The organism is Ferrimonas sediminum, from assembly GCF_900100175.1.
GTDB classification, from domain to species: domain Bacteria; phylum Pseudomonadota; class Gammaproteobacteria; order Enterobacterales; family Shewanellaceae; genus Ferrimonas; species Ferrimonas sediminum.
Genome location: NZ_FNEM01000029.1, coordinates 1 through 21,409 on the forward strand (window position 1 = coordinate 1; position 21,409 = coordinate 21,409).

Sequence of the window (21,409 nt, forward strand, 5' to 3'; positions counted from 1 at the left end):
AATCCAGTGTCTTTGCTCGCATCAAAAACCGAAGCCGCTGGGCCCTCGCGTTCGCAAGGGCGACGGGTGGGGGCAGTCGTGCCCGCGAATGCGGGTACCCAGCGTCTTTTTTCGTCTAAAACCCTAAGCGACAGGGACCTGGCGCAGGCAAGGGCGCCATTCGTTTTTGAGGCACAAAAAAAGGCTCGCCGAAGCGAGCCCCTGTCAGGAGTTTTTACCGTAGAGCGCTTATTTGGCGTTCATCAGGACAACGGCGTTGTCCAGCATACGGTTGGAGAAGCCCCACTCGTTATCGTACCAGGCCATTACTTTCACCAGGCGACCGTTTACTCGGGTCTGGGTAGCGTCGAAGGTCGAGGAGTAAGGGCTGTGGTTGAAGTCGCAGGAAACCAGCGGCTCATCGTTTACAGCCAGAACTTCGGCCATGGCGCCCTGGCCGCAAGCCTTGGCGACAATCGCGTTTACTTCTTCGATGGTGGTGTCGCGCTTGGCAACGAAGGACAGATCAACCAGAGATACGTTGATGGTTGGTACGCGAACGGCGCCGCCGTCGAACTTACCCGCCAGCTCAGGCACAACCAGACCTACGGCTGCAGCAGCACCGGTCTTGGTTGGGATCATGTTTACCGCCGCAGCACGGGCACGACGCAGATCTGAGTGATATACGTCAGATAGACGCTGATCATTGGTGTAGGCGTGGATGGTGGTCATCAGACCAGACTCGATACCCAGCTCATCGTTCAGCGGCTTGGCAAAAGGAGCCAGGCAGTTGGTGGTACAAGACGCGTTGGAGATAACGGTCATGTCAGAAGTTACGATGTCGTGGTTTACGCCGTAAACAACAGTTGCGTCAACTTCTTTACCAGGTGCAGAGATGATCACTTTCTTGGCACCGGCTTCGATGTGCTTGGAGGCGGTGGCCTTGGTAGTGAAGATACCTGTACATTCGAAAACTACGTCAACGTCCAAGTCGGCCCAAGGCAGCTGGGACGGATCACGCTCGGAGAAGGTACGGATCTCATCGCCATTGATGGTGATGGCACCTTCGCTTTGTTCAACTTTTGCGTTGAAGCGGCCGTGCACGGAATCGTATTTGGTCAGATGAGCGTTAATGGCGGCGTCACCCAGATCGTTGATAGCAACGATTTTGATTGGGTAGTCTTTCTCGCTCTCATACAGCGCGCGCACAACGTTGCGGCCGATTCGGCCATATCCATTGATGGCAACTTTGATCATAGTGATACCTATCTCGATAACTTATGTAATTGTGGTTAATTTACAACACTAATGACGGTGGTCAAGGGCGTAACCGCAATATTTTGTGATAAATGAGTAAATGTTACGACACATCAAGTTTTAGTTGGCTTAAGCCTAGTACAAAACGGCTGATTCTGTGACCAGTGCCTCGCGATGGCGAGGCGCGCTCCGTGCAATAAATCACCATTTAGTCCGTAACTCAAAAAGAAATAAAATTACAATTTGAGGTCGTTTGCCGTAAATGTGCCCTGCTCAAGCTTGTCCAGCAGTACCTCGGCTTTGGCGTCCAGAGTGGCCTTGTCCACGTTGCTGGAAGCTCGTAATAACCGCAGTCGCTGCGCATTCACCAGCTCGGGTTTGAACTGTGCTGTCATCTTAGCAAACAGATAGGCGTTAGCTGGTTGGTTGAGTGTCAGGTATTCGTTGGACAGATCCAGATAGGTATCGATAGCGGGGTGGGGCAGTGTGGTAAGAGTGTCTAATAGGTAGGCGACTGCTTTCTCAGGGTTAATTCGAGAGTAGTAGGACGCTGCGAACTGCTTTAACTGGACGGAACTCAGCTCGCCTTTTCGCTCGGACTCCAGGAACCGCGCCAGCGCCTGGTGGTCGTTGAGCCGGGTCCAGTGATAGAAGCTGAGGTAGGGAGAAGGGGAGCTGGCGGTGGATTGCTGCAGTTTTTTCAGCGCTTTTTGCGAAGCGATGTAGCTTTCTATTCGAGCAGTCTCCCGCTCCTTGGCAATAATGCGGTTTTCTATCATGGTCGCTTTTTCCATGCAACCGACATAGTTTTCTAAAGAAATGAGCTCGTTATAGATGGTTCTGCGATCATTGGGTTGGTCTTCATAACGGGTCCAGATCACCTGTGAGCGTTCTTTAGTACACCACCCGGTCAGGGGCACGTCCTGACACATTTCTGGGTGAGATTCACACACTTGCTGTAGCGTTAATCGGGTGTCACAGGCGCTAAGGGGTAGCAGCAGGGCTACCAGGGCAATTGCTCGCATCGTGTAAGTTTACCAAAAATTCTGCGGTTATCGGCTAAATCTAGTCGATTTCTCTAATTAAATTACGGATTTAGGTCGCTGGAATCAAGAAGCAGTTGTTCTGTAGAATACCAGCCAGTTGGCCAACGTAGCCACGTTATCTGTACCCATTTCATGGTCTTTGAACTTAATCACGATTATAAAGCATTGAGTCGAAGACTGTGCGCATCTAAAGGATCTGTTCACAATGAGCGCTGACAAGCACTTGAAAAGCTGGCAAGAACGTTTCGAAATGGCCGAAGCGATGCAACCCATTATTGGCAAGCTGTATCGTAATAAAGGCGTCGAAGTGTTGGTGTATGGTAAGAGCCTGCTGAATGCGTCGACCATCGACATCATTAAGTCTCACCGTCTGGTCCGTAAGCACGAAGGCGAAAAGCTGCGCCTGCGTGAGAGCTTCCCGTTCCTGGAAGCCCTGAGCAAGCTGGATGTCCGCTACGCTCGCATCGATCTTGGTAAGCTGGCCATGAACTACTGGCGCAACCATACCGACGGCAGTGAGATTGAGTCTTACGTTGAAGCGGAAATGGGCCCGGCCATCGAGCAGGAGCTGGAGCAGCGCGACGTCGTTCTGTATGGTTTCGGTCGCATCGGCCGCCTGCTGGCTCGTCTGATGATTGAGCGCACCGGCGTGGCCAACTCCATGCGTCTGAAAGCCATTGTGGTACGTGGCGGTCGCGATGGTGATCTGGAGAAGCGTGCCAGCCTGCTGCGTCGCGATTCCATCCATGGTCCGTTTAACGGCTCCATCGAGGTGGATGAAGAGAACAACGCCATCATCGCCAATGGTACCTACATTCAGGTGATCTACTCCAATGGCCCGGATCAGGTGGATTACACCCAGTACGGCATCAACAACGCCCTGGTTGTTGATAACACCGGTATCTGGAAAGATGAAGAGGGTCTGGGTCTGCACCTGAAATCCAAGGGTGTGGCCAAGGTGCTGCTGACCGCTCCGGCCAAAGGTGACATCAAGAACGTGGTTTATGGTGTCAACCACATGGACATTGAGCCGGAAGATATGATTGTGTCTGCGGCGTCCTGTACCACCAACGCCATCACTCCGGTACTGAAGGCCATCAACGATAAGTTTGGTATCCGCAACGGCCACGTTGAGACGGTTCACTCCTACACCAACGACCAGAACCTGATCGACAACTACCACAAGGGTGACCGCCGCGGTCGCAGTGCGGCTCTGAACATGGTGCTGACCTCGACCGGCGCCGCCAAAGCGGTAGCCAAGGCGCTGCCAGAGCTGAAAGGCAAGCTGACCGGTAACGCCATCCGCGTTCCGACTCCAAACGTGTCCATGGCCATCATGAACCTGAACCTGGCCGAAGGCACCGACCGCGACACCATGAACGAGTTTCTGCGTGAAGTGGCCCTGCACTCCGAGCTGCAAAGCCAGGTGGATTTCACCGAGTCTACCGAGATCGTGTCTACCGATTTGGTCGGGTCGCGTTATGCCGGTGTGGTGGACTCACAAGCTACCATCGTCGACGGCGACCGCGCCGTGCTGTACGTCTGGTACGACAACGAGTTTGGCTACAGCCGCCAGGTTACCCGCGTGATGAAGAAGATGCTGGGTCTGACGACTCATGTGATTCCGTCATAACGGACTGCCCGAATAGCAAAAAAGCCAGCAGAGATGCTGGCTTTTTTTGGTCTGAACCCGTTAAAAAATCAACAGGGGTTCAGATACAGCGAGCCGGTTTCGGCAGGCCGGCAATTTTGGTGGCCTGTTTGGCCGGGCCTTTGGGGAACAGCTTGTAGAGGTACTTGGAGTTGCCTTTGTCTTCACCCAGTTTCTGGCCGATGGCTTTAACCAGCACCCGGATGGCGGGACTGGTGTTGAACTCTTCGTAGAACGCCCGCACAAAATTCACCACTTCCCAGTGGTTGGCGCTAAGGATGATGCCCTCCTGTTCGGCCAGCAGCGGTGCCATCTCCGGTTGCCACTGGCTGGCATCCAGCAGGTAGCCCTGTTTGTCAGTCTCTATTTCCTGACCATTGAAATTCAACATGTTTACCAAGCCTGTACTTTGTCGTATTGCAGCGTCAGATCGACGAACTGCGGGTAATCAATGACGGTTATGGGGGCCAGAATCCGATTTAACAACCCCCGAGCCTGAAGGTCTTCCTTAAGAACGTAACAGGGGCGGGCCTCGGCCAGGCCGGCAAATTCCGGCAGAGTGGCGGCCACGACGGCGTCCTGCATCAGAAGCAGGCCGTCGCCGGCGGCGGCGTAATCCATTACGAGTTGGTGGCGGGCGCTGTCATTGGGTGATTGGTTGAGGGTATGGAGAACGTTCAAAATGTCAGTACCTGTTCTGTGCCGTTAAGCTGCTGGGTCAGTTGTTGCCGGGTCAGTACGTTGACCGGCATCATCAGGTCGTCGGCGACCAGACCTCGCTGCTGCAGAGACTCCTGGCAGACCCAGATCTGCTCGATGTCGTACATGGGCAGGGCTTTAAAGGTGGCGATGTAGTCCCTGGACTCTATCTGGCCGGGCTCCTGGCCGGTCAGCAACTGGTAGACCCCGTCTCCCACAAAGAAGCATTGGGTGGGGATGTCGTAGCTGGCGCTGAGCAGGGCCAGATCCAGCGCTTCCCGGCCACCGGTGCGGCCATGGGGCATCTGGGTAAAGACTATGGCTAACTGTTTCATCAAAATTGCACCGTCCTGTCAGCCGCCTGCATGGTGGTCACCAGTTCGCCCAGCCCGCCAAGGATAAAGCCGCTGGCCAGGTTGGCACTGTCCAGACCGGCGTCTTCGGCCGCTTCGGTATCGATGATTCCCCGGCGCAGGCCGGCGGAGACGCAGCTGACCAGGGGCACCTGGTGCTGTTGGTGCAGTTGTTGCCAGCGGCCGAGCAGGTTCAGTTCATCACTGGCTGGCATCAGCATCCTGGAGGCATTGAGCACGCCGGCCTGATAGAAGAACACCTGCTCCAGCCGGTGGCCCGCCGCGATGACGGATTCACAAAATTTCAGGGCAGACCAGGCGGACTGGCTGCCGTAGGGTTCGCCGTTGACGACCACTAAAAAAGAACTCATATCGTGTGCTGCATTCAATAAAAAAGGCCCCGGTAATGGGGCCTTAGTGTAACGTAATTTGCGAGCTTAGTCGTCGCTCATACCCAGCAGGCTCAACAGGCTGAGGAAGATGTTGTACAGAGACACAAACAGGGTCACTGTTGCATTGATGTAGTTGGTCTCACCACCATGGATAATGGCACTGGTCTGCATCAGGATTGCACCGGACGAGAACAGAATGAACAGGCAGCTCAGCGCCATGCTCAGGGCCGGAATGGCCAGGAAGATGTTGGCGATGAAGGCGGCAATGATCACCCAGAAACCGGCCATCATCATGCCCCCCAGGAAGGACATGTCCTTGCCGGTAACCAGCACATAGGCGGACAACCCGAAGAAGGTCAGGGCGGTGCCACCCAGGGCCATGAGGACGACGTCGCCCATGCCGGCACCCAGATACATGTTCAGAATCGGTCCCAGGGTGTAGCCCATAAAGCCGGTCAGGGCGAATACGGACACCAGGCCCATGGCGCTGTTGGCAGTGCGGTTAACCAAAAACAGCAGACCGTAGAAACCCACCAGCGTGATGATCAGGCCGGGGTAGGGCAGGTTCAACGCCATGGAGACGCCGGCTACGGCGGCGGAAAAGGCCAGGGTCATGGCCAATAACATATAGGTGTTACGTAGAACTTTATTAATCTCGACCGAGCTGCGGGTGCTGCTGACGGTCTCAAAACGCTGGGTCTGCATGTTGACTCCTTTGTCTGTGGCTACAACAGTTTAGAGCCACCAAATCCTAAAAGGTTTACTGTACAAGTTGATATAGGTGCCGGGCAACGGTTTTTCAACCCTGCGGCGTCAATATTGAGTGCTGAGTTCAGCCTCAATCAAGGCTGTAGTGACTGAATACGGAAATGCCGTCGCGACAGCGCACAAAACCCGAACTAACACGCGTTGGTTACATTTTATCGACGCCGTCTGGGCTATGCTGAAGAGATAAGGCAGAATAATCTCAGGGCGATGCAATCGTCAGGAAAGCGTAACCGTTAAGGATGACTACCCCGTTTATGAATACCCTAAGCGCAGCATTGGAACTGGAACCTCATATCGTTGCTCTGGAAAAGCGCCTTTTCTGTCACTCGACGCGTCGTCATCCCGAGCAGTTGGCTTTTTTGATCCACCCCGATTTTATTGAGGTGTCCGCCGCCGGACAGCGGTTCGGGCTGGCCCAGGTGTTGGAGCGAGTACCCAACGAAGTGCCCCCGCTGATCGATGCCAGAGAGTTTCAGGTACGCCAGCTTAGTGCCAGCCTGTGTCAGGTATTGTATCGGGTCAAAATGGTGAAAGGGTCGGTTTTCAGCTACTCCCTGCGTAGCTCATTGTGGGTGCTGGAGAATAACCGCTGGCAGATGATCCATCATCAGGGCACGCCCTGCCAGCCATTCTGAGCTACGCCTATGAGCCATACCGAACTGCGCATTCGCCCTTATCAGCCGGGCGATGCCCGTGCATTGACCGACCTGTTTTACGACACCATTCACTCCGTTGGCCTGCTTCACTACACACCGGAACAGGTGGCGGCCTGGGCGCCATTGCCTAAGGAGTATGAGCGCTGGGCGCAGCGATTGTCGCAATGGCCTGCCTGGGTAGCCTTATTGGACGAGGTGAGAGTGGGATTTATCACCCTGACCGACAGCGGTCATATCGACTTGGCCTATACCCATCACGCTTATCAGCGTCAGGGGATTGCAACGGCGTTGTACGAGCATTTACTGCGGGCAGTGGCGGAACAACCCCTGAATACTCTTACTGTCGATGCGTCCCGTTTTGCCCGGCCGTTTTTTGAAAATCGGGGGTTTGCGGTGATTCGGGAAAACCGGACTGTTCGGCGCGGTCAACGACTGCAGAGTTGGCGTATGGCATTGACCTTATTGGAAGGATGCTCTGGGTCATAGTTTTCGACTATTGGACCCTGGTGCGAATCTAGGGCTTTACAGAGAGCCTAGCTTTCCCTATTATTGCCGCCACTGGAGAGATGGCTGAGTGGTTGAAAGCACCGGTCTTGAAAACCGGCAAGGGTTTATAGCCCTTCTAGGGTTCAAATCCCTATCTCTCCGCCATATTAGTAACACCTTTGAGACTGTGATTTTTCATGATTTGGTTTCGAAGTTAGGAGAGAGATGGGGTGAAGAGCCCTAGCTGGGTTCGCAACGAGCGTAGCGAGTAACGCCGAAGGCGGCCAAGCGCAGCGCGGGTATCAATCCCTATCTCTCCGCCATGTTTTAGAAAAACCCGCCTTTTGGCGGGTTTTTTCGTACAACTTGCAGGGTTGACCATGTAATGACGCCCCTGTCAACGCGGACATCGAGGCCGGAGTTGATGGAAATGTCTATGGGTTACAAGGTCCTGCAAGGCTATGCCAACGACAGTAAGAACACACGAACGAGACTGATGCCGAATGTTCCGAACCACCGGGGCTCAGCGGCAGAATCGAGCGGTGGTTTTTTTTGAGATTTCGGCCCCAAATCATCGTTGGCAAATAGAAGTGGGCTATAATTCGTGCGGCAAGTCAGACATCCCAACCGACGTCGGACAAGAGAGTAACCATTTGCAGTACAAAATCGAGGCTAACTACCGAAATCATTTCGAGTAGTGCGTATCTTTTGGTACCAATAGTGGTATACTTCCCCGCCGAAAAGTGACTACGATTGTTTTTTGCAGAGTAAAGCAATGACTGATTTATCAAAATACAGAAATATTGGTATCTTCGCTCACGTTGATGCCGGTAAGACCACTACTACTGAGCGTATCCTGAAACTGACCGGTAAGATCCACAAGACCGGTGAAGTTCATGACGGTGCCGCTACCACTGACTTCATGGAACAGGAAGCTGAGCGTGGTATTACCATTCAGTCAGCTGCTACCACTTGTTTCTGGAAAGAGCACCGGATGAACATCATCGATACTCCGGGACACGTAGACTTCACCGTTGAAGTATACCGTTCCCTGAAAGTATTGGATGGTGGTGTCGGTGTATTCTGTGGTTCCGGCGGTGTTGAGCCTCAGTCCGAAACCAACTGGCGTTACGCTAACGAATCCGAAGTAGCCCGTCTGATCTTCGTGAACAAGCTGGACCGTATGGGTGCAGACTTTTTCCGCGTTGTAGACCAGGTTAAGAACGTATTGGGTGCAAACCCAATGGTTATGACCCTGCCTATCGGTCGTGAAGATGATTTCGTTGGTGTTGTTGACGTACTGAGCCAGAAGGCTTTCGTATGGGACGACACTGGCCTGCCAGAAAACTACGAAGTTGTAGACATCCCAGCTGACCTGGTCGATGACGCTGCCGCATACCGCGAAGAGCTGATCGAAATGGCAGTTGAGCAGGACGAAGACCTGATGATGGCTTACATGGAAGGTGAAGAGCCTTCTCTGGAAGACATCAAGCGTTGTATCCGTCTGGGTACCCGTGACATGTCCTTCTTCCCAACTTACTGTGGTTCTGCATTTAAGAACAAAGGTGTTCAGCTGGTTCTGGACGCGGTTGTTGATTACCTGCCTAGCCCAACCGAAGTTGACGCACAGCCTCTGACTGATCCAGAGACTGGTGAAGCTACTGGTGAAGTTGCTACCGTATCTGCCGACGAGCCACTGCGTGCTCTGGCGTTCAAGATCATGGATGACCGTTTCGGCGCCCTGACCTTTATCCGTATCTACTCCGGTGTTCTGGAAAAAGGCATGACCATCCTGAACTCCGCTACCGGCAAAACCGAGCGTATCGGTCGTATGGTAGAGATGCACGCCGATGAGCGTAACGAGATCTCTCGTGCTCAAGCCGGTGACATCATCGCGGTTGTTGGTATGAAGAACGTGCAGACCGGTCACACTCTGTGTGATCCTAAGCATGAGTGCACCCTGGAGCCTATGATCTTCCCTGAGCCAGTGATCTCCATCGCTGTGTCTCCGAAGGACAAAGGTGGTTCCGAGAAGATGGGTATTGCTATCGGTAAGATGGTTGCTGAAGATCCATCCTTCCAGGTTGAAACCGATGAAGATTCCGGTGAAACCATCCTGAAGGGTATGGGTGAACTGCACCTGGATATTAAAGTTGATATCCTGAAGCGTACCTACGGTGTTGACCTGATTGTTGGTCAGCCACAGGTTGCTTACCGTGAAACCATCACTCAAGCAGTTGAAGATTCCTACACTCACAAGAAGCAGTCTGGTGGTTCCGGTCAGTTCGGTAAGATCGATTACCGCATCAAGCCTGGCGAACCAGGTACCGGCTTCACCTTTACCTCCTCTGTTGTGGGCGGTAACGTGCCGAAGGAATTCTGGCCTGCCATTGAGAAAGGCTTCGGCTCCATGATGGAGCAGGGCGTTCTGGCTGGTTTCCCAGTTCTGGACGTTGAAGTTGAGCTGTTCGACGGTGGTTTCCACGCGGTTGACTCCTCTGCCGTAGCCTTCGAAATCGCCGCTAAGGGTGCTTTCCGTCAATCCATTCCTAAGGCCGGTCCTCAGCTGATCGAACCTATCATGAAGGTTGACGTGTTCACTCCAGAAGACCACGTTGGTGACGTAATCGGTGACCTGAACCGTCGTCGCGGTATGATCAAAGACCAAGAAGCTGGCGCCACTGGCGTTCGCATCAAGGCTGACGTACCTCTGTCCGAAATGTTCGGTTACATCGGTCACCTGCGTACTATGACTTCCGGCCGTGGTCAGTTCTCCATGGAGTTCTCCCACTACATGCCTTGCCCAATGAACGTGGCAGAAGAAGTTATCGCTGAAGTGAAAGCTCGCGATGCAGCTGGCAAGTAATCTCTGATTACAGACAGTGATAAAGCCCCGGCCTAGTGCCGGGGCTTTTTGTTTGGGGTGCCGGTAGTCATGGCTTGTGCAGAATCGGCGTGCTGGATAGCATGGAGGCTTCATCAACGGGTGAAGCGGACATAGGTGTGCCTGAGGTTGACCGAACACCCCACGGATCGGAGCGACGCCATGCAACCTCATGACAGTGACCCCCTCAACGACTTTATTGAATACGACAGCGAGCAGATGCAGCAGCGATCGCAGCAGTTTCTGCAGCAGATGCGCCGCCGCCACTCCATTCGCAGCTTCTCCGATCGGCCGGTTCCCCGGCAGGTGGTCGAGGACTGCATTCTCACCGCCGGCAGTGCCCCCAGTGGTGCCAATCACCAGCCCTGGCATTTTGCTGCCATTCACTCAGACCACCTTAAAAGCCAGATCCGCGAACAGGCGGAGGCATTGGAGCGTGGCTTTTACCAAGACAAGCGCGCCGGAGAAGCCTGGCTGGAGGCCCTGAAGCCCCTGGGCACCGATGCCCATAAGCCCTATCTGCAAACCGCCCCGTGGCTGATTGCGGTGTTCAGCAAGAAACGAGGCGGCCTTCAGGATGACGGTGAAACCACCAACTACTACGTGCATGAGAGCGTGGGGATAGCCACCGGCTTTTTGATCGCCGCGCTGCACCAGGCCGGGCTGGCAACACTCACCCATACCCCGAAACCGATGAGCTTTCTCTCCAAGGTCTGCGGTCGTGGCGACAATGAGCGGCCCTATATGTTAATCGTGGCTGGCTACCCGGGCGAGGATGCCCGAATTCCCGTCCACGCCCGACACAAGAAGTCGTTGGCGGAGATCGCCAGCTTTTTGTAGGGGGCAGAAAGGACTTTACGGCGTGCCAGGTAAACGCTAGTTTCAGTTGATGGATGATTAAAATCTGACCAGAAGGAAGGATCCGTGTCGACCTCTCAACCCCCGCTCAGCATACTTGCTGAAACCCATGATGTGTTTAACCAGGTGCCGCCGCTGGAGCACTACAACCTGTATGACAACGATCAACCACTGAAAGAGTTGCTGGCTCGCGAAGGCGGCAGTTGGGGACTGGAGCGGGTTCGCCAGCTCGGCCAAACCCTGGGAGAGCCCGAGTGGATAGAGAAGGGCTTTCTGGCCAACCGGCATAAGCCGGAGTTTCACAGTCACGATCGCGTCGGCAACCGCATCGACTGGGTGGAGTTCCACCCCGCTTATCACCAGCTGATGGCCCTGGCTATCGATGTCGGCATACCGACCCTGCCCTGGACCGATCCCAAGCCGGGCTCCCACGTGGTGAGGATGGCCCTCAACTACCTCTACAACCAGAATGAAGCCGGCAGTGGCTGCCCGCTGACCATGACCTTTGCGGCCGTGCCGCCGTTGATGAAAAACAGCGGTGAAGCCTCGAACTGGCTGGCCAAACTGCTTCGAGGCCGTTATGACCCGGCCAATAAGCCTGTCGGCGACAAACAGGGAGTGACCATCGGCATGGCCATGACCGAAAAGCAGGGTGGCACCGACGTGAGGGCCAATACCACGCTGGCGACGCAGGTGAAAGACGATCGCTATGAGATCATCGGCCACAAATGGTTTTGCTCGGCGCCCATGTGTGACGGTTTCCTGACTCTGGCGCAAACGCCAGCCGGACTGACCTGCTTTCTGTTACCACGATGGCGCCCGGACGGTCGCCGCAACGAGTTCTATGTGCAGCGGCTTAAAAACAAGATGGGCAACCACTCCAATGCTTCCTCTGAGGTGGAGTTTCGCGGTGCACTGGGCTGGCGCCTGGGGGAGGAGGGGCGTGGCGTGGCCACCATCATCGAGATGGTGGCGTTGACCCGTTACGACTGCATGATCGGCTCGACGTCGATGATGCGTCAGGCGGTGGCCCAGGTGACCCACCACATTGCCCATCGCAGCGTGATGGGCAAGCGGTTGATTGAGCAGCCGCTGATGCAGAATGTGGTGGCGGATCTGTGTCTGGAGGTCGAGGGGGCACTGGCGATGACCGGTCGCATGGCTCGGGCACTGGACGCCCCGGACGATCCTCAGGAACAGCTGCTGTTGCGGGTGGGCACGGCGATTGGTAAGTACTGGATTTGCAAACGTGCGACTCACCATATTGGCGAGGCCCAGGAGTGTCTGGGGGGCATAGGTTATGTGGAGGAGAGCATACTGCCGCGGTTGTATCGTGAAGCGCCGGTGAACTCCATCTGGGAGGGCAGTGGTAATGTCCAATGTCTGGATGTGTTGCGGGCCATCGGTAAAACGCCGCAGGCGATGGAGGCCTACTTTGCCGAGTTGGAGCTGGCCCGCGGTGGCCACCGGCTGTACGACACTTATCTGGATGACACCCGAGAGCAGTTTCAGGCATTGACGGACTTTGAGTATCAGGGGCGGTACATGGTAGAGCGTCTGGCCAAGCTGATGCAGGCGGCGCAGCTGATTTTTGCCGGAAATGCCGGTGTTATCGATGCATTTTGTGCCAGCCGCCTGGGGCCTGGGCTTGGGTTATGTTTTGGCAACCTGCCCCTGGGCATCGACTGTCTGGCGATCATCGAGCGTGCTCGGCCTCATACGCTCAGCCGCCGTTCGCATCGGTAGCCAAAAATGCCGTGGCCAAGGAGGGTTATCTTCAATGGAACGTCGGATTTCTGCTACCGCGACTCCTTGAACGGTGAGGTTGAGTGGTGAAGCGAACGTCTAACTAAAGAGGAGTGATGAGTCGGATCGCTGGCGGAACCGAAATGAGGAGGGCCGACTAGGTTGCAGTTTATTCGCTAATAGAAACTGCAACCAACCGGCCGACTTCGGTGCCGAGGATTAACCTCCGGATTTGCCAAGCTTGGCGGGCGCCGGCTCTCCCAGCAGCTGGCTGGCCCTGGCCATTTCGATAAACAGCCGCATGCGATGGTTTTCAAATGGGGTCCTGGGGTAGATGGCCCACAGCGGCCCCGGGGTGCCGAAGCGGCCGTCAAACAGACGCGCCAGCTGGCCGTTATCCAGGTACTGCTGACAGCAAAAGTCCGGTAGCCAGCAGATTCCGTGGCCCAGCAGGGTCATCTGCACCGCGGCCTCCGCTTCATCCAGGCTCAGGTGGCTGCGTACCTGCAGGGTTCGGAGCTGGTCGCCATCCTGCCAATACCACTCGCCATCGTTGAGGTCGGTATAGTTCAGGGCCACCAGATCGTGATTGCACAGATCCTTAATGTCTTTGGGGAAGCCGGCTTTGTTCAGATAGTCGGGGCTGGCGTAGAAATCCCTCTTAGTCAGGGACAGGGGTTCGTTAACGAAGCTTTTATCATCCAGCGGTTTGGTATTTAACATCAGATCGACGTCAAACTTAGTGGCATCGGGGGCGGACCAGGTGGATTTCAGCTGCAGGTCGATTTTTGGGTACTGGCGCACGAACTGGGACAATACCGGCCCGGCAATGACCCGGTTGAACAGCCCCAGGGCACTGACCCGGAGTCTGCCGCTGGGCTCACCGGTGGTGGTTTTCATCCGTTCGGTCACCTGCTTCCACTCGGCTTCGATGGTTTGGCTGTGTTGCAGGAACGCTTCCCCCTCAGGTGTTAACGCCAGTTTGCGAGTCGAACGTTGAAACAGGCTGACGCCAAGAAACTGCTCCAGCTGTTTGACTCGGCGGGTGACGCTGGGCCGGGGCAGTGACAGGGTGTCGGCGGCCCTGGCAAAACTGCCGACGCGGGCGATCTGGTTTACCAGGCGGATGTCATCGAGAGAGATCTGGTGCATAGACAGAAGCTTTGGGTAACTTGGGATGGTTAGTTGAATGTTAACAGCGGCGCAGTGCTTTCCCAAGTTAGCCCTGCGATGGTGAGTGTTTTTTTTCAGTTTTTCCCAGTAAAAGGGGGGCCGGCCCGTCCAAATCGCAAGCCGGCACCCTGGCTATCAGAAGCGTTTGCTCAGGCTCAGATTGACAATGTGCAGGTGGGCTTCACTCTGACCGACAATCTGTTGGCTAAAGGGGGCACCGGCGATTGGATCAAAGCCTTCGATAGACTGGTTCAGTTCGACATCGCCCAGATCCATGTATTGATAGCTGAGGTCGAACCGGGTGGAGTCACTCAGTTGCCAACCGAGACCGGCAGCGTAGGCGATCTGGCGATCCGCAGGGGGATCCAGCTTATGGATGGCCTTGGACACCGATGACTCGTCGTAGGCGATACCGGCTTTCAGGGTCCAGTCCGGGGCGACCTGGTAGCTTAGGCCGATGCCGGCGCTCCAGGCATCTTTCCAGTCACGGTCCACCACGATGGTGGGGCCGTTATCATGGATGATGCGGCTCTCTTCCCAATCAGACCACTGGGCCCACTCCACGTCAGCCAGCAGGCTTAGCTTGGGTGTCAGCTGGTGATCCAGGCTCAGCACTGCCTGGTCGGCAAGATTGAACTCCTGCGACGCGTGGTCGATGAGGGTTCCCATGGGGGTGGTCATGGTGGTCTTACCGGTTACCTCATGAGTTACGCCGGGGGTGTACCGAAGTCCCAGGCGGGTATGAGACCATGGCTGATACATTACGCTCACGGACCAGACCGGCTCGAAACTGTCCAGGTCGAGGTTTTCCGAAGCGCCGGGGAATGGATCCATATCCAGTTCCCAGGCCATATAGCTGATGCCGGCGCTGAGTCCGACGGACCATTGGTCATTGATGCGGTAACCGACCGAGGCGACGGCGACGGCGACCATCACCTCCACCGACTCAATGAAGTTGGAGCCGATCCAGTTATCGCCAAAGTCGGTCGCGCCCCCGGCCGGTGATGCAAAGGCAAAGCCCACCCCCCATTTCTCGCCCAAAGGTTGTCCATAGAACAGTGAACCACCGCCACTGAAGCCCTTGCCGTAGTCGGTATCTTTTTTGCGTTGGTCAAAATCGGCGTTGTTGCCGCTGGAGCCATTGTCGTGGAAGGTGAAGGTGTCCTCGACCAGTAGCAGGGTACCCTGGAACGCCTTGTGATCGAGGTAGGTCAGGCCGGCGGGATTGTTGAACGCGGCACTGGCACCGATGTCGGCAGCGCGGCCGGCGCCGGCACTGCCCAGGTAAGCGGAAGCGGTTTCATCGCGAAGGATGCCACTGGCAGCGGCGTGGAAGGAGCAGATGGACAGCATCAGGCATGAAATCGGAGAACGACGAAATTTCATGGTTAATTCCCTTGATTTAAAATGGTGAATTATTTTTATTGATTTATCTTTCTTGCGCTTTTGAATATATGGCCAACTCATCAATGGATGGGATTGTTTTTATTTCCTATCGTGACTAATGCCAAGAAAAATCATTAAATCTTGAGCTGATTTCTCCCTGTTTCGCTAATAGTGAATTTCATTGTTGATAACAATCCGCACGCTAAATTAGCTTGGCTTTTTTTTATTCGCGCCTCTGGCTAAATGTGATTTTTCCCACCACCCTGTTGTTAAGTTGTTTGACCGTCTGGCTTTGTGGTGGCTTTGGGTGATGCCTCAGATAGGCACCAAAGTGTTGGCTGGGTCGCAATTTGCAACATTTAACCGTTTTTGGGGAGGTGTTCGGCAAGAGGGTAAAACTAAGTTCGGATAAGGGTTTCCGGCCGATTAAAATCTATTGTTATCAAAAGCGGAATAGTGAGTTGTTAAGGGGGATCTATTTGAGCGGCGGTACTTTTATTATTATTTATCCCTGACGCTGTGATGGCTGAGATTATAAATGCAATCCTTATGACTGGAACATTTATTATTCGGACCTGAAATGTGAGATAAAAACCATGACTGAAAAAAAGACGCAGGGCGATACCACGCATTCCCGAGAACAGGAAGGATTGCTGGATAACCCGGAACGACGAAAACTGTTTAAGCGCGCCGCCATTGGTGGGGGTGCCGTTCTGGCCGCCGGCCTGGGCGCCTATGGCGTTGGCCGGGTATCCATCGAGGGAAAACTCAACCCTGGCTGGCCGCAGTTGGCCGACGATTTTAAACCCTTCCCCGGTCGTGACCACATGTGGTCCTACGCCGGCAGCCCACTGCTGATGATGCGCCACCCTGAGCGCAATGAGCAGTTTGGTCGCCTCAACAAAGACAACCCTCACTACAATTTCCAGCTTCAGGTACCCCGCTTCGAGCAGAAGGGCTGGGATAACTCCCGCCTTGGTTTTACTCAGCTGGATCGGTCGTTGTCCCATGCCGCCTGGTGTCCGCCCCATAAATGGGATCTGCGCCTCGGAGCCATGGGGGTGCCGGATACCACCTGGTTCTCCTGGGATCAGTCGGATGTCGAGCATGAGCAGTATCAGTTTGGCTCCAAGCTGGAAGCCGCCAACGCCATCCGTAGTGCCGCAAGGCTGTTTGGCGCCATCCGCTGTGGTATCGCCAAACGTGATAAGCGTTGGGATTACGATCCGATTTATGATGCCGGCGCCACCGTAGAGATGATGGAAACCATGGAGGCTCAGGGGGTCAGCAAGATCACCGATCAGGCCGAGATGGCCAAGGCGATGCAGGGGGCGATGGAACACTTTAAGCCAGTAGACCGCGAGTTGAGCTGGGAGGAGGATTTTCCTTTCGAGCCGAAGACGGTGATCGTGATGGCGGTGCCCATGGACTACGACAACCTGGCGACGGCGCCCACCTTTACCTCCGGCGGTACCGTTGGAGACGGCTACACCAAGATGGCGACCCTGGCGTCGCAGATGGCTAAGTTTATTCGTGGCCTTGGCTATCACGCCGTGGCCAGCGGCAACGATCTGGGGAACTCCGTGGCCTACGGCATTGCCGCCGGTCTGGGCGAGGGCGCCCGAAATGGCCAGTTGATTGTACCCGGCTACGGCCCGCGCTTGCGTCTGTGCAAGGTGTACACGGATCTGGAGTTCATTGATCACGACCAGCCGCGCAGCTGGGGCATTGAGGAGTTCTGCAAGTCCTGTAAAAAGTGCGCCGAAGCTTGTCCGTCCAAGGCGTTGCCAATGGGTGAGGACACCACCTTTACCTTTGTCGGTGAGCACTCGGATCAGCCTGGCTATAACTGGAACAACCACGAAGGGATTAAAAAATTCCATGTCGATTCCAAGCGCTGCTTTGACTACTGGATGGAGAGTGACGGTGACTGCGCCGCGTGTAACGCCGCCTGCACCTTTAACGAACCGGATTTCTGGCACCACTGGATGATTGTGGCCGCCAACCCGTTCGTTCCCGATGTGCTGCACAGTGCCATGTCGGAGATGCATCCCGCCTTTGGTTACGGCTCTACCCAGAACCCAGCCAAGGTAACCAAGTTCTGGAATACCGGTGAGGGGATGCGGGTTAACGCAACCAACCGTAACGTTTTCGGCGCTGTTGGCCGTTCCTGAGGAGAGTGACATGGAACTACTGGAATTTTTTATCATGGGCATGCTGTTCACCCTGGGTGTTCTGGGGCTGGCCTACCTGTCCGTGCGGGTGCGCATGCCTGCTCTGGCCTGGACCGGCATGATCACCGGGGCGTTAACCTTCCTATTTGGCATCGGCTGGGCCGGCAGCTCCTTTATTGAGGATGTGCCGCAATCCGGTTCGTTGGGGCTGGCGGTCTTCTGCATGCCGGGCTTGTTGCTGATGGCCTTTATCTGGCGCAAATACGTGCCCAAAGGCCTGCGCCTGTAAACCGTTCCTCCCCTATCGGCGTGCCCGCTTTGTACGGCGGCGCACGCCGATCTTTTCCACAAGGCAAGAATGTCATGAAAGCAAAACGATTCGATTGGTCCCCCGTGATCCGTGGTCTGGCCTGGTTGAGTCTGATCGCGGCTTTTGTTATCGGTCAGATAGGTACCCGGCCTGATTATGAGGCGCTGCTGGCCACCCACTTCCCCGAGGCCACATTGACGCCGTATCAGGGCCAAGCCGATGGTCCCCGGGTGTTTGAGCTGGGCAACGCCCAAAGTGGCGATCCCGAGGTGGTGATTCTGGGGCAAGGGGATGGCTATGGCGGCCCGATGACGGTGGCCATTACTGCCAGCCGTACCGATACCGGCGCCCGAACCCATGAGGTGCTGTTGCTGGCGGATACGGAAACGCCACCCTACATCGAGCGGCTGAAGAAGAAACACTTTTTCCGCCAGTTGGCGAACCGCTCGGTCACCGACGATTTCTTACTGGATACCGACATCGATTCCTACTCCGGTGCCACCATTACCGCCCGCGGCGTCAGTCAGGCAATGCGCGCCTCGTTGCACCTGGGGGCGATGACCCACCTGGGCTTGCCCGCCACCTGGACGCCTGACCCCTGGGCCCTGGGGTGGGATGAGCTTGGCATGTTGCTGCTGGTGGTGGCGTCGATTGTGGTCAGCATCGGATCGAAACACCGTATCAGTCGGCTTCTTAAAACCTCGTTGCCACTGGCGTCGCTGCTGTTTGTAGGCTTTTACACCAATGCGTCCATCGGCATTGGCAGCATCAGCAGCATTGTGTTGGGTTACATTCCCAGCGTGAAGCAGCATCCGATATGGTGGATTTTGATGGGCGGAATTCTGGTGGGGATTGTGCTGTTGGGGCGTAACGTTTATTGCCATAAGTTGTGTCCTTTCAGTGCGGTGCAATCCTTGCTGACCAAGGTGACAGGATTGTCGATGAAGGCGCCAGCGGCGCTGACCAAGCATGCCCGTAGCCTGATCCTGTTTCTGATCTGGGTGTCGCTGATGCTGATACTGATCTCCCGCCATCCTTCACTGGGCTCCTATGAGCCGTTTTCGATGATGTTTGCCCTGGAAGGGGTTGGCATGCAGTGGTATATCCTGCCGCTGTCGTTGTTTGGTGCGGCCTTCATTCCCGACTTCTGGTGCCGCTATTTCTGCCCGGTTGGGCTGACCATTAACGAATCGGTGAAACTGCGCCGAAAAGCGGTCAACCGGGCGCGAGCCTGGCAAGACAGTCGCCGAATAGAGGTGCAGTGCGACTCCAGCCAACCGTCATCCACTTGCAAGAGAGGTTCCCATGGCAAAACTCAGGCGTAAGCCCAATGCACACCCCATCGCCCGGGTATTAAGCGGTGTGACCCTGTTTTTAATTTTGCTGTTCTTTTTCAATTCGGCGCGGATGATCCATGCCGATGGCGTGTGGCAGCAGTTTAGCGATAGCGTCAGTGCCACACTGACTACCGGGGAGCCAGCGCAATGAAGTATGGACCAGAGACTTATCTCATTTGCAGTGACTGTGGTGGCGAGTTGATTCATCGACCGCTGGTGGCGGTGGATGCCCGCTTTGCCACCCTGTGGAGTGATGGCTACGTCGACAGTCCCACAGTGCCTGAACAGCCATTGGTGGCCCGCTGCGGCCACTGCCAGATGGCGGTATGGCTACCAGAACTGGCGGTTAACCCGGACGGTGGTGGCGATGCCTGTGAGTATCAGCCATTGACTCTGGCCGAGACACAGAGCCTGCTTGATCACCATGTGAGCCAGCCGTCCGACTACCAGTTGCATCTGCGCGTTAAGCTGTGGCATCAGGCCAACCATCGTTATCGCAACGATAGTGGCCCAGGCGTCGATTGGACCGAGGCGGAACGGGCCAACATGGAGGCGTTGTTGGCGATTTTGGACATGCACCAGGTGCAGGAGCGGCTGATGGCCACCGAGCTCCTGCGCCAGCTGGGGCAGTATGAGTCGGCAAGCGCTCTGCTGGACAGGCAGTTCGAGGGGATGGCGCTGGATGTCGTCGGTTTGCTGAGGCAGCAGTTGGATCAGCGTCACCAGCGGGTGTTTCGCTGTCAGCTGGATCAGGGGGCCGACACCTGCAGGGCCGCGGATAACCGCTGAGTGAGGGGGATGTTATGACACAGGCAGACAGCGGGGCCGGCATTGCCGAGGTCTTGCAACAAGGGTGTGACGAGCTGGGTGTGAAAGCCATCTGCTATTGCTACGATCTTGACGAGCCGATGCGTTGGGGGCGGCGGTTGAAGAGTACCGAGCACGTGATTCGCAATCTGGCCAAGCGTCGTCAGCTGTTTGCCAGCTCCGGCCAGGCGCTGAGTCTGTGGCGCAGAAAGATGCCGTTTTACCGTCATATGGAAACCGTGATCGAGCAGCTTCTGAGCCAGCAGGTGTGTGTCTGGCCGCAGCGAACCATGCCAGCGGCGATGACTCGTCACCTGCAGGCTCAGGGGATCGGTGGGGTGATGACGGTGTCCGTATGCTGTCCGGTGTCGCCGCGACTGCGGGGACGGTTTATGTTGTTGGCAGAAACCCCGGAGCAACTGAGTGAGCTGGCGCAGCAACGGGGTAGGGTGGTGGCGTGCCTTGAGCGGCTGCAGACCCGGATTGCGCTGGATTATGGTCGTGACATCCATCCTCTGGTGGACTGCAATGTTGTCAGCCCGTTGGCGGTCTACATTCTTTCCGGAATTGCCCAGGGCCAGGATCGGGAGCAGGTGTCTTCCCAGTTGAGCCTGACCCTGCGCGGCGTCGACTACCACATTAGTGTGCTTAAGCAGGTACTGGGTGCGAAAAACATCGCCCAGCTGGTATACGAAGCGGGTAAACTCAGGCTGGTGTAATGCAAAGTTTGGTGGCAATAGTCTCAACCCGAATGAAAAATCGTCATTCGCGCCGGAGATTGCCGCCATATTGTTCGTTCGACCGTTTTTTACTTTACAGCCGGGCCGGTGATTATTACTATTTGCCGCGTTGGAGAGATGGCTGAGTGGTTGAAAGCACCGGTCTTGAAAACCGGCAAGGGTTTATAGCCCTTCTAGGGTTCAAATCCCTATCTCTCCGCCATACATAAAGAAGCCCGCCTAGTGCGGGCTTTTTGCTGTTCTGCGTTCGAAGAAAGGGCGACACATTTGAGGTGCTGCGGGACTCTGGTTACCGAACCCGGCACCGCGCTCGGCATTAACCGTCCCCACCCAGATTCAAAACGTCCTCGGTCGTGCCCGCGCACGCGGGTAGCCAGCGTCTTTCTTTCTCCTATCCAGAACCAAAGCCACTGGGCCCTCGCGTTCGCAAGGGCGACGGTGCTAATCGATAGGGTTAGTGGTAACCGCGTAGTTGCGGTGGTTGCAGAAAAGGTCGATGCCTGTCGCGATCACCGCAATCCCAACCATCCTTCGGTCGTGCCCGCGCACGCGGGTACCCAGTGTCTGTGTTTCTCGTATCGATATTAAAGCCACTGGGCCCTCGCGTTCGCAAGGGCGACGGTGCTAATCGATAGGGTTACTGGTAACCGCGTAGTTGCGGTGGTTGCAGAAAAGGTCGATGCCTGTCGCGATCACCGCAATCCCAA

Annotated in this window: 21 protein-coding genes and 2 tRNA genes; 14 read left to right on the forward strand and 9 right to left on the reverse strand. The window is 55.6% G+C overall.

All coding sequences use genetic code 11. The features are described from left to right. Positions 1-228: 228 nt before the first annotated feature. Positions 229-1,236, reverse strand: a complete 1,008-nt coding sequence (gene gap, locus BLT77_RS19365; protein ID WP_090368425.1) for a type I glyceraldehyde-3-phosphate dehydrogenase — start codon at positions 1,234-1,236, stop codon at positions 229-231. Between the two features lie 236 nt (positions 1,237-1,472). Beyond that, positions 1,473-2,261, reverse strand: a complete 789-nt coding sequence (locus tag BLT77_RS19370; RefSeq protein WP_090368427.1) for a DUF2989 domain-containing protein — start codon at positions 2,259-2,261, stop codon at positions 1,473-1,475. 226 nt (positions 2,262-2,487) lie between these two features. Here BLT77_RS19370 and BLT77_RS19375 point away from each other — a divergent pair, with 226 nt between their 5' ends. Then, on the forward strand, positions 2,488-3,915 hold the full coding sequence (locus BLT77_RS19375) for a glyceraldehyde-3-phosphate dehydrogenase (RefSeq protein ID WP_090368429.1): 1,428 nt from the start codon (positions 2,488-2,490) through the stop codon (positions 3,913-3,915). A 79-nt stretch (positions 3,916-3,994) separates the two neighbouring features. Here the strand turns inward: BLT77_RS19375 and BLT77_RS19380 are convergent, their stop codons facing one another. From BLT77_RS19380 to BLT77_RS19400, 5 genes are all read right to left on the reverse strand, one after another. Then, positions 3,995-4,324: a TusE/DsrC/DsvC family sulfur relay protein gene (locus BLT77_RS19380; RefSeq protein ID WP_090368431.1), complete on the reverse strand. Its 330-nt coding sequence runs from the start codon at positions 4,322-4,324 to the stop codon at positions 3,995-3,997. A 2-nt stretch (positions 4,325-4,326) separates the two neighbouring features. After that, positions 4,327-4,614, reverse strand: a complete 288-nt coding sequence (tusB, locus tag BLT77_RS19385; RefSeq protein ID WP_176819396.1) for a sulfurtransferase complex subunit TusB — start codon at positions 4,612-4,614, stop codon at positions 4,327-4,329. Continuing rightward, entirely contained in the window at positions 4,611-4,967 is a 357-nt protein-coding gene (tusC, locus tag BLT77_RS19390) for a sulfurtransferase complex subunit TusC (RefSeq protein WP_090368434.1), read from the reverse strand. Before tusC ends, tusB begins: the two co-directional genes overlap by 4 nt. After that, positions 4,967-5,356, reverse strand: coding sequence for a sulfurtransferase complex subunit TusD (gene tusD / locus BLT77_RS19395; RefSeq protein WP_090368436.1), 390 nt, complete (start codon positions 5,354-5,356; stop codon positions 4,967-4,969). The genes tusC and tusD overlap by 1 nt, the downstream gene beginning before the upstream one ends. A gap of 66 nt (positions 5,357-5,422) precedes the next feature. Further along, on the reverse strand, positions 5,423-6,082 hold the full coding sequence (locus tag BLT77_RS19400; protein ID WP_090368438.1) for a Bax inhibitor-1/YccA family protein: 660 nt from the start codon (positions 6,080-6,082) through the stop codon (positions 5,423-5,425). A gap of 317 nt (positions 6,083-6,399) precedes the next feature. Here BLT77_RS19400 and BLT77_RS19405 point away from each other — a divergent pair, with 317 nt between their 5' ends. The 6 genes from BLT77_RS19405 (at position 6,400) to BLT77_RS19430 (ending at position 12,775) form a co-directional block, all read left to right on the forward strand. Next, positions 6,400-6,780, forward strand: a complete 381-nt coding sequence (locus BLT77_RS19405; protein WP_176819397.1) for a nuclear transport factor 2 family protein — start codon at positions 6,400-6,402, stop codon at positions 6,778-6,780. 9 nt (positions 6,781-6,789) lie between these two features. Then, positions 6,790-7,287: a GNAT family N-acetyltransferase gene (locus BLT77_RS19410; protein WP_090368442.1), complete on the forward strand. Its 498-nt coding sequence runs from the start codon at positions 6,790-6,792 to the stop codon at positions 7,285-7,287. Positions 7,288-7,361: 74 nt separating this feature from the next. Beyond that, positions 7,362-7,452, forward strand: a tRNA-Ser gene (locus tag BLT77_RS19415). Between the two features lie 610 nt (positions 7,453-8,062). Then, the gene (gene fusA, locus BLT77_RS19420; protein ID WP_090368444.1) at positions 8,063-10,153 is read left to right on the forward strand and encodes an elongation factor G; all 2,091 of its coding nucleotides are present in this window, start codon (positions 8,063-8,065) and stop codon (positions 10,151-10,153) included. A 180-nt stretch (positions 10,154-10,333) separates the two neighbouring features. Then, on the forward strand, positions 10,334-11,011 hold the full coding sequence (locus tag BLT77_RS19425; protein ID WP_090368446.1) for a nitroreductase family protein: 678 nt from the start codon (positions 10,334-10,336) through the stop codon (positions 11,009-11,011). A gap of 84 nt (positions 11,012-11,095) precedes the next feature. Beyond that, positions 11,096-12,775, forward strand: a complete 1,680-nt coding sequence (locus tag BLT77_RS19430; protein ID WP_090368448.1) for an acyl-CoA dehydrogenase family protein — start codon at positions 11,096-11,098, stop codon at positions 12,773-12,775. Positions 12,776-12,994: 219 nt separating this feature from the next. Here the strand turns inward: BLT77_RS19430 and BLT77_RS19435 are convergent, their stop codons facing one another. Next, positions 12,995-13,927 (reverse strand): LysR family transcriptional regulator, encoded by a 933-nt coding sequence (locus tag BLT77_RS19435; RefSeq protein WP_090368450.1) that lies wholly within the window; start codon positions 13,925-13,927, stop codon positions 12,995-12,997. A 156-nt stretch (positions 13,928-14,083) separates the two neighbouring features. Then, a complete protein-coding gene (locus BLT77_RS19440; protein ID WP_176819398.1) occupies positions 14,084-15,334 on the reverse strand; it encodes an OmpP1/FadL family transporter in 1,251 nt (416 codons plus the stop codon). Between the two features lie 596 nt (positions 15,335-15,930). Here BLT77_RS19440 and BLT77_RS19445 point away from each other — a divergent pair. The 7 genes from BLT77_RS19445 to BLT77_RS19475 all read left to right on the forward strand — a co-directional run bounded on the left by BLT77_RS19445 (position 15,931) and on the right by BLT77_RS19475 (position 20,904). After that, a complete protein-coding gene (locus BLT77_RS19445; RefSeq protein ID WP_245710004.1) occupies positions 15,931-17,508 on the forward strand; it encodes a reductive dehalogenase in 1,578 nt (525 codons plus the stop codon). A gap of 10 nt (positions 17,509-17,518) precedes the next feature. Continuing rightward, positions 17,519-17,797, forward strand: coding sequence for a hypothetical protein (locus tag BLT77_RS19450; protein ID WP_090368454.1), 279 nt, complete (start codon positions 17,519-17,521; stop codon positions 17,795-17,797). A gap of 74 nt (positions 17,798-17,871) precedes the next feature. Continuing rightward, positions 17,872-19,143 carry an FMN-binding protein gene (locus tag BLT77_RS19455; protein ID WP_090368456.1) on the forward strand — a complete coding sequence of 424 codons (1,272 nt, stop codon included), beginning with the start codon at positions 17,872-17,874 and terminating at the stop codon, positions 19,141-19,143. Next, on the forward strand, positions 19,124-19,306 hold the full coding sequence (locus tag BLT77_RS19460) for a hypothetical protein (RefSeq protein ID WP_090368458.1): 183 nt from the start codon (positions 19,124-19,126) through the stop codon (positions 19,304-19,306). The genes BLT77_RS19455 and BLT77_RS19460 overlap by 20 nt, the downstream gene beginning before the upstream one ends. Beyond that, positions 19,303-19,944: a hypothetical protein gene (locus BLT77_RS19465; RefSeq protein ID WP_090368460.1), complete on the forward strand. Its 642-nt coding sequence runs from the start codon at positions 19,303-19,305 to the stop codon at positions 19,942-19,944. The genes BLT77_RS19460 and BLT77_RS19465 overlap by 4 nt, the downstream gene beginning before the upstream one ends. A 14-nt stretch (positions 19,945-19,958) precedes the next feature. Continuing rightward, the gene (locus tag BLT77_RS19470) at positions 19,959-20,681 is read left to right on the forward strand and encodes a helix-turn-helix transcriptional regulator (RefSeq protein WP_090368462.1); all 723 of its coding nucleotides are present in this window, start codon (positions 19,959-19,961) and stop codon (positions 20,679-20,681) included. Between the two features lie 132 nt (positions 20,682-20,813). Next, positions 20,814-20,904 (forward strand) — tRNA-Ser (locus tag BLT77_RS19475). Positions 20,905-21,409: the final 505 nt, after the last annotated feature.

Bases quoted from the DNA above. Each gene is read 5' to 3' on its own strand.
- BLT77_RS19370 (WP_090368427.1), bottom strand. From the start codon at position 2,261: ATGCGAGCAATTGCCCTGGTAGCCCTGCTGCTACCCCTTAGCGCCTGT.
- gap (WP_090368425.1), bottom strand. From the start codon at position 1,236: ATGATCAAAGTTGCCATCAATGGATATGGCCGAATCGGCCGCAACGTT.
- tusC (WP_090368434.1), bottom strand. From the start codon at position 4,967: ATGAAACAGTTAGCCATAGTCTTTACCCAGATGCCCCATGGCCGCACC.
- BLT77_RS19460 (WP_090368458.1), top strand. From the start codon at position 19,124: ATGGCAAAACTCAGGCGTAAGCCCAATGCACACCCCATCGCCCGGGTA.
- BLT77_RS19470 (WP_090368462.1), top strand. From the start codon at position 19,959: ATGACACAGGCAGACAGCGGGGCCGGCATTGCCGAGGTCTTGCAACAA.
- BLT77_RS19400 (WP_090368438.1), bottom strand. From the start codon at position 6,082: ATGCAGACCCAGCGTTTTGAGACCGTCAGCAGCACCCGCAGCTCGGTC.
- fusA (WP_090368444.1), top strand. From the start codon at position 8,063: ATGACTGATTTATCAAAATACAGAAATATTGGTATCTTCGCTCACGTT.
- BLT77_RS19445 (WP_245710004.1), top strand. From the start codon at position 15,931: ATGACTGAAAAAAAGACGCAGGGCGATACCACGCATTCCCGAGAACAG.
- BLT77_RS19435 (WP_090368450.1), bottom strand. From the start codon at position 13,927: ATGCACCAGATCTCTCTCGATGACATCCGCCTGGTAAACCAGATCGCC.
- BLT77_RS19455 (WP_090368456.1), top strand. From the start codon at position 17,872: ATGAAAGCAAAACGATTCGATTGGTCCCCCGTGATCCGTGGTCTGGCC.
- BLT77_RS19375 (WP_090368429.1), top strand. From the start codon at position 2,488: ATGAGCGCTGACAAGCACTTGAAAAGCTGGCAAGAACGTTTCGAAATG.
- BLT77_RS19465 (WP_090368460.1), top strand. From the start codon at position 19,303: ATGAAGTATGGACCAGAGACTTATCTCATTTGCAGTGACTGTGGTGGC.
- tusD (WP_090368436.1), bottom strand. From the start codon at position 5,356: ATGAGTTCTTTTTTAGTGGTCGTCAACGGCGAACCCTACGGCAGCCAG.
- BLT77_RS19410 (WP_090368442.1), top strand. From the start codon at position 6,790: ATGAGCCATACCGAACTGCGCATTCGCCCTTATCAGCCGGGCGATGCC.
- BLT77_RS19380 (WP_090368431.1), bottom strand. From the start codon at position 4,324: ATGTTGAATTTCAATGGTCAGGAAATAGAGACTGACAAACAGGGCTAC.
- BLT77_RS19425 (WP_090368446.1), top strand. From the start codon at position 10,334: ATGCAACCTCATGACAGTGACCCCCTCAACGACTTTATTGAATACGAC.
- BLT77_RS19450 (WP_090368454.1), top strand. From the start codon at position 17,519: ATGGAACTACTGGAATTTTTTATCATGGGCATGCTGTTCACCCTGGGT.
- BLT77_RS19405 (WP_176819397.1), top strand. From the start codon at position 6,400: ATGAATACCCTAAGCGCAGCATTGGAACTGGAACCTCATATCGTTGCT.
- BLT77_RS19440 (WP_176819398.1), bottom strand. From the start codon at position 15,334: ATGAAATTTCGTCGTTCTCCGATTTCATGCCTGATGCTGTCCATCTGC.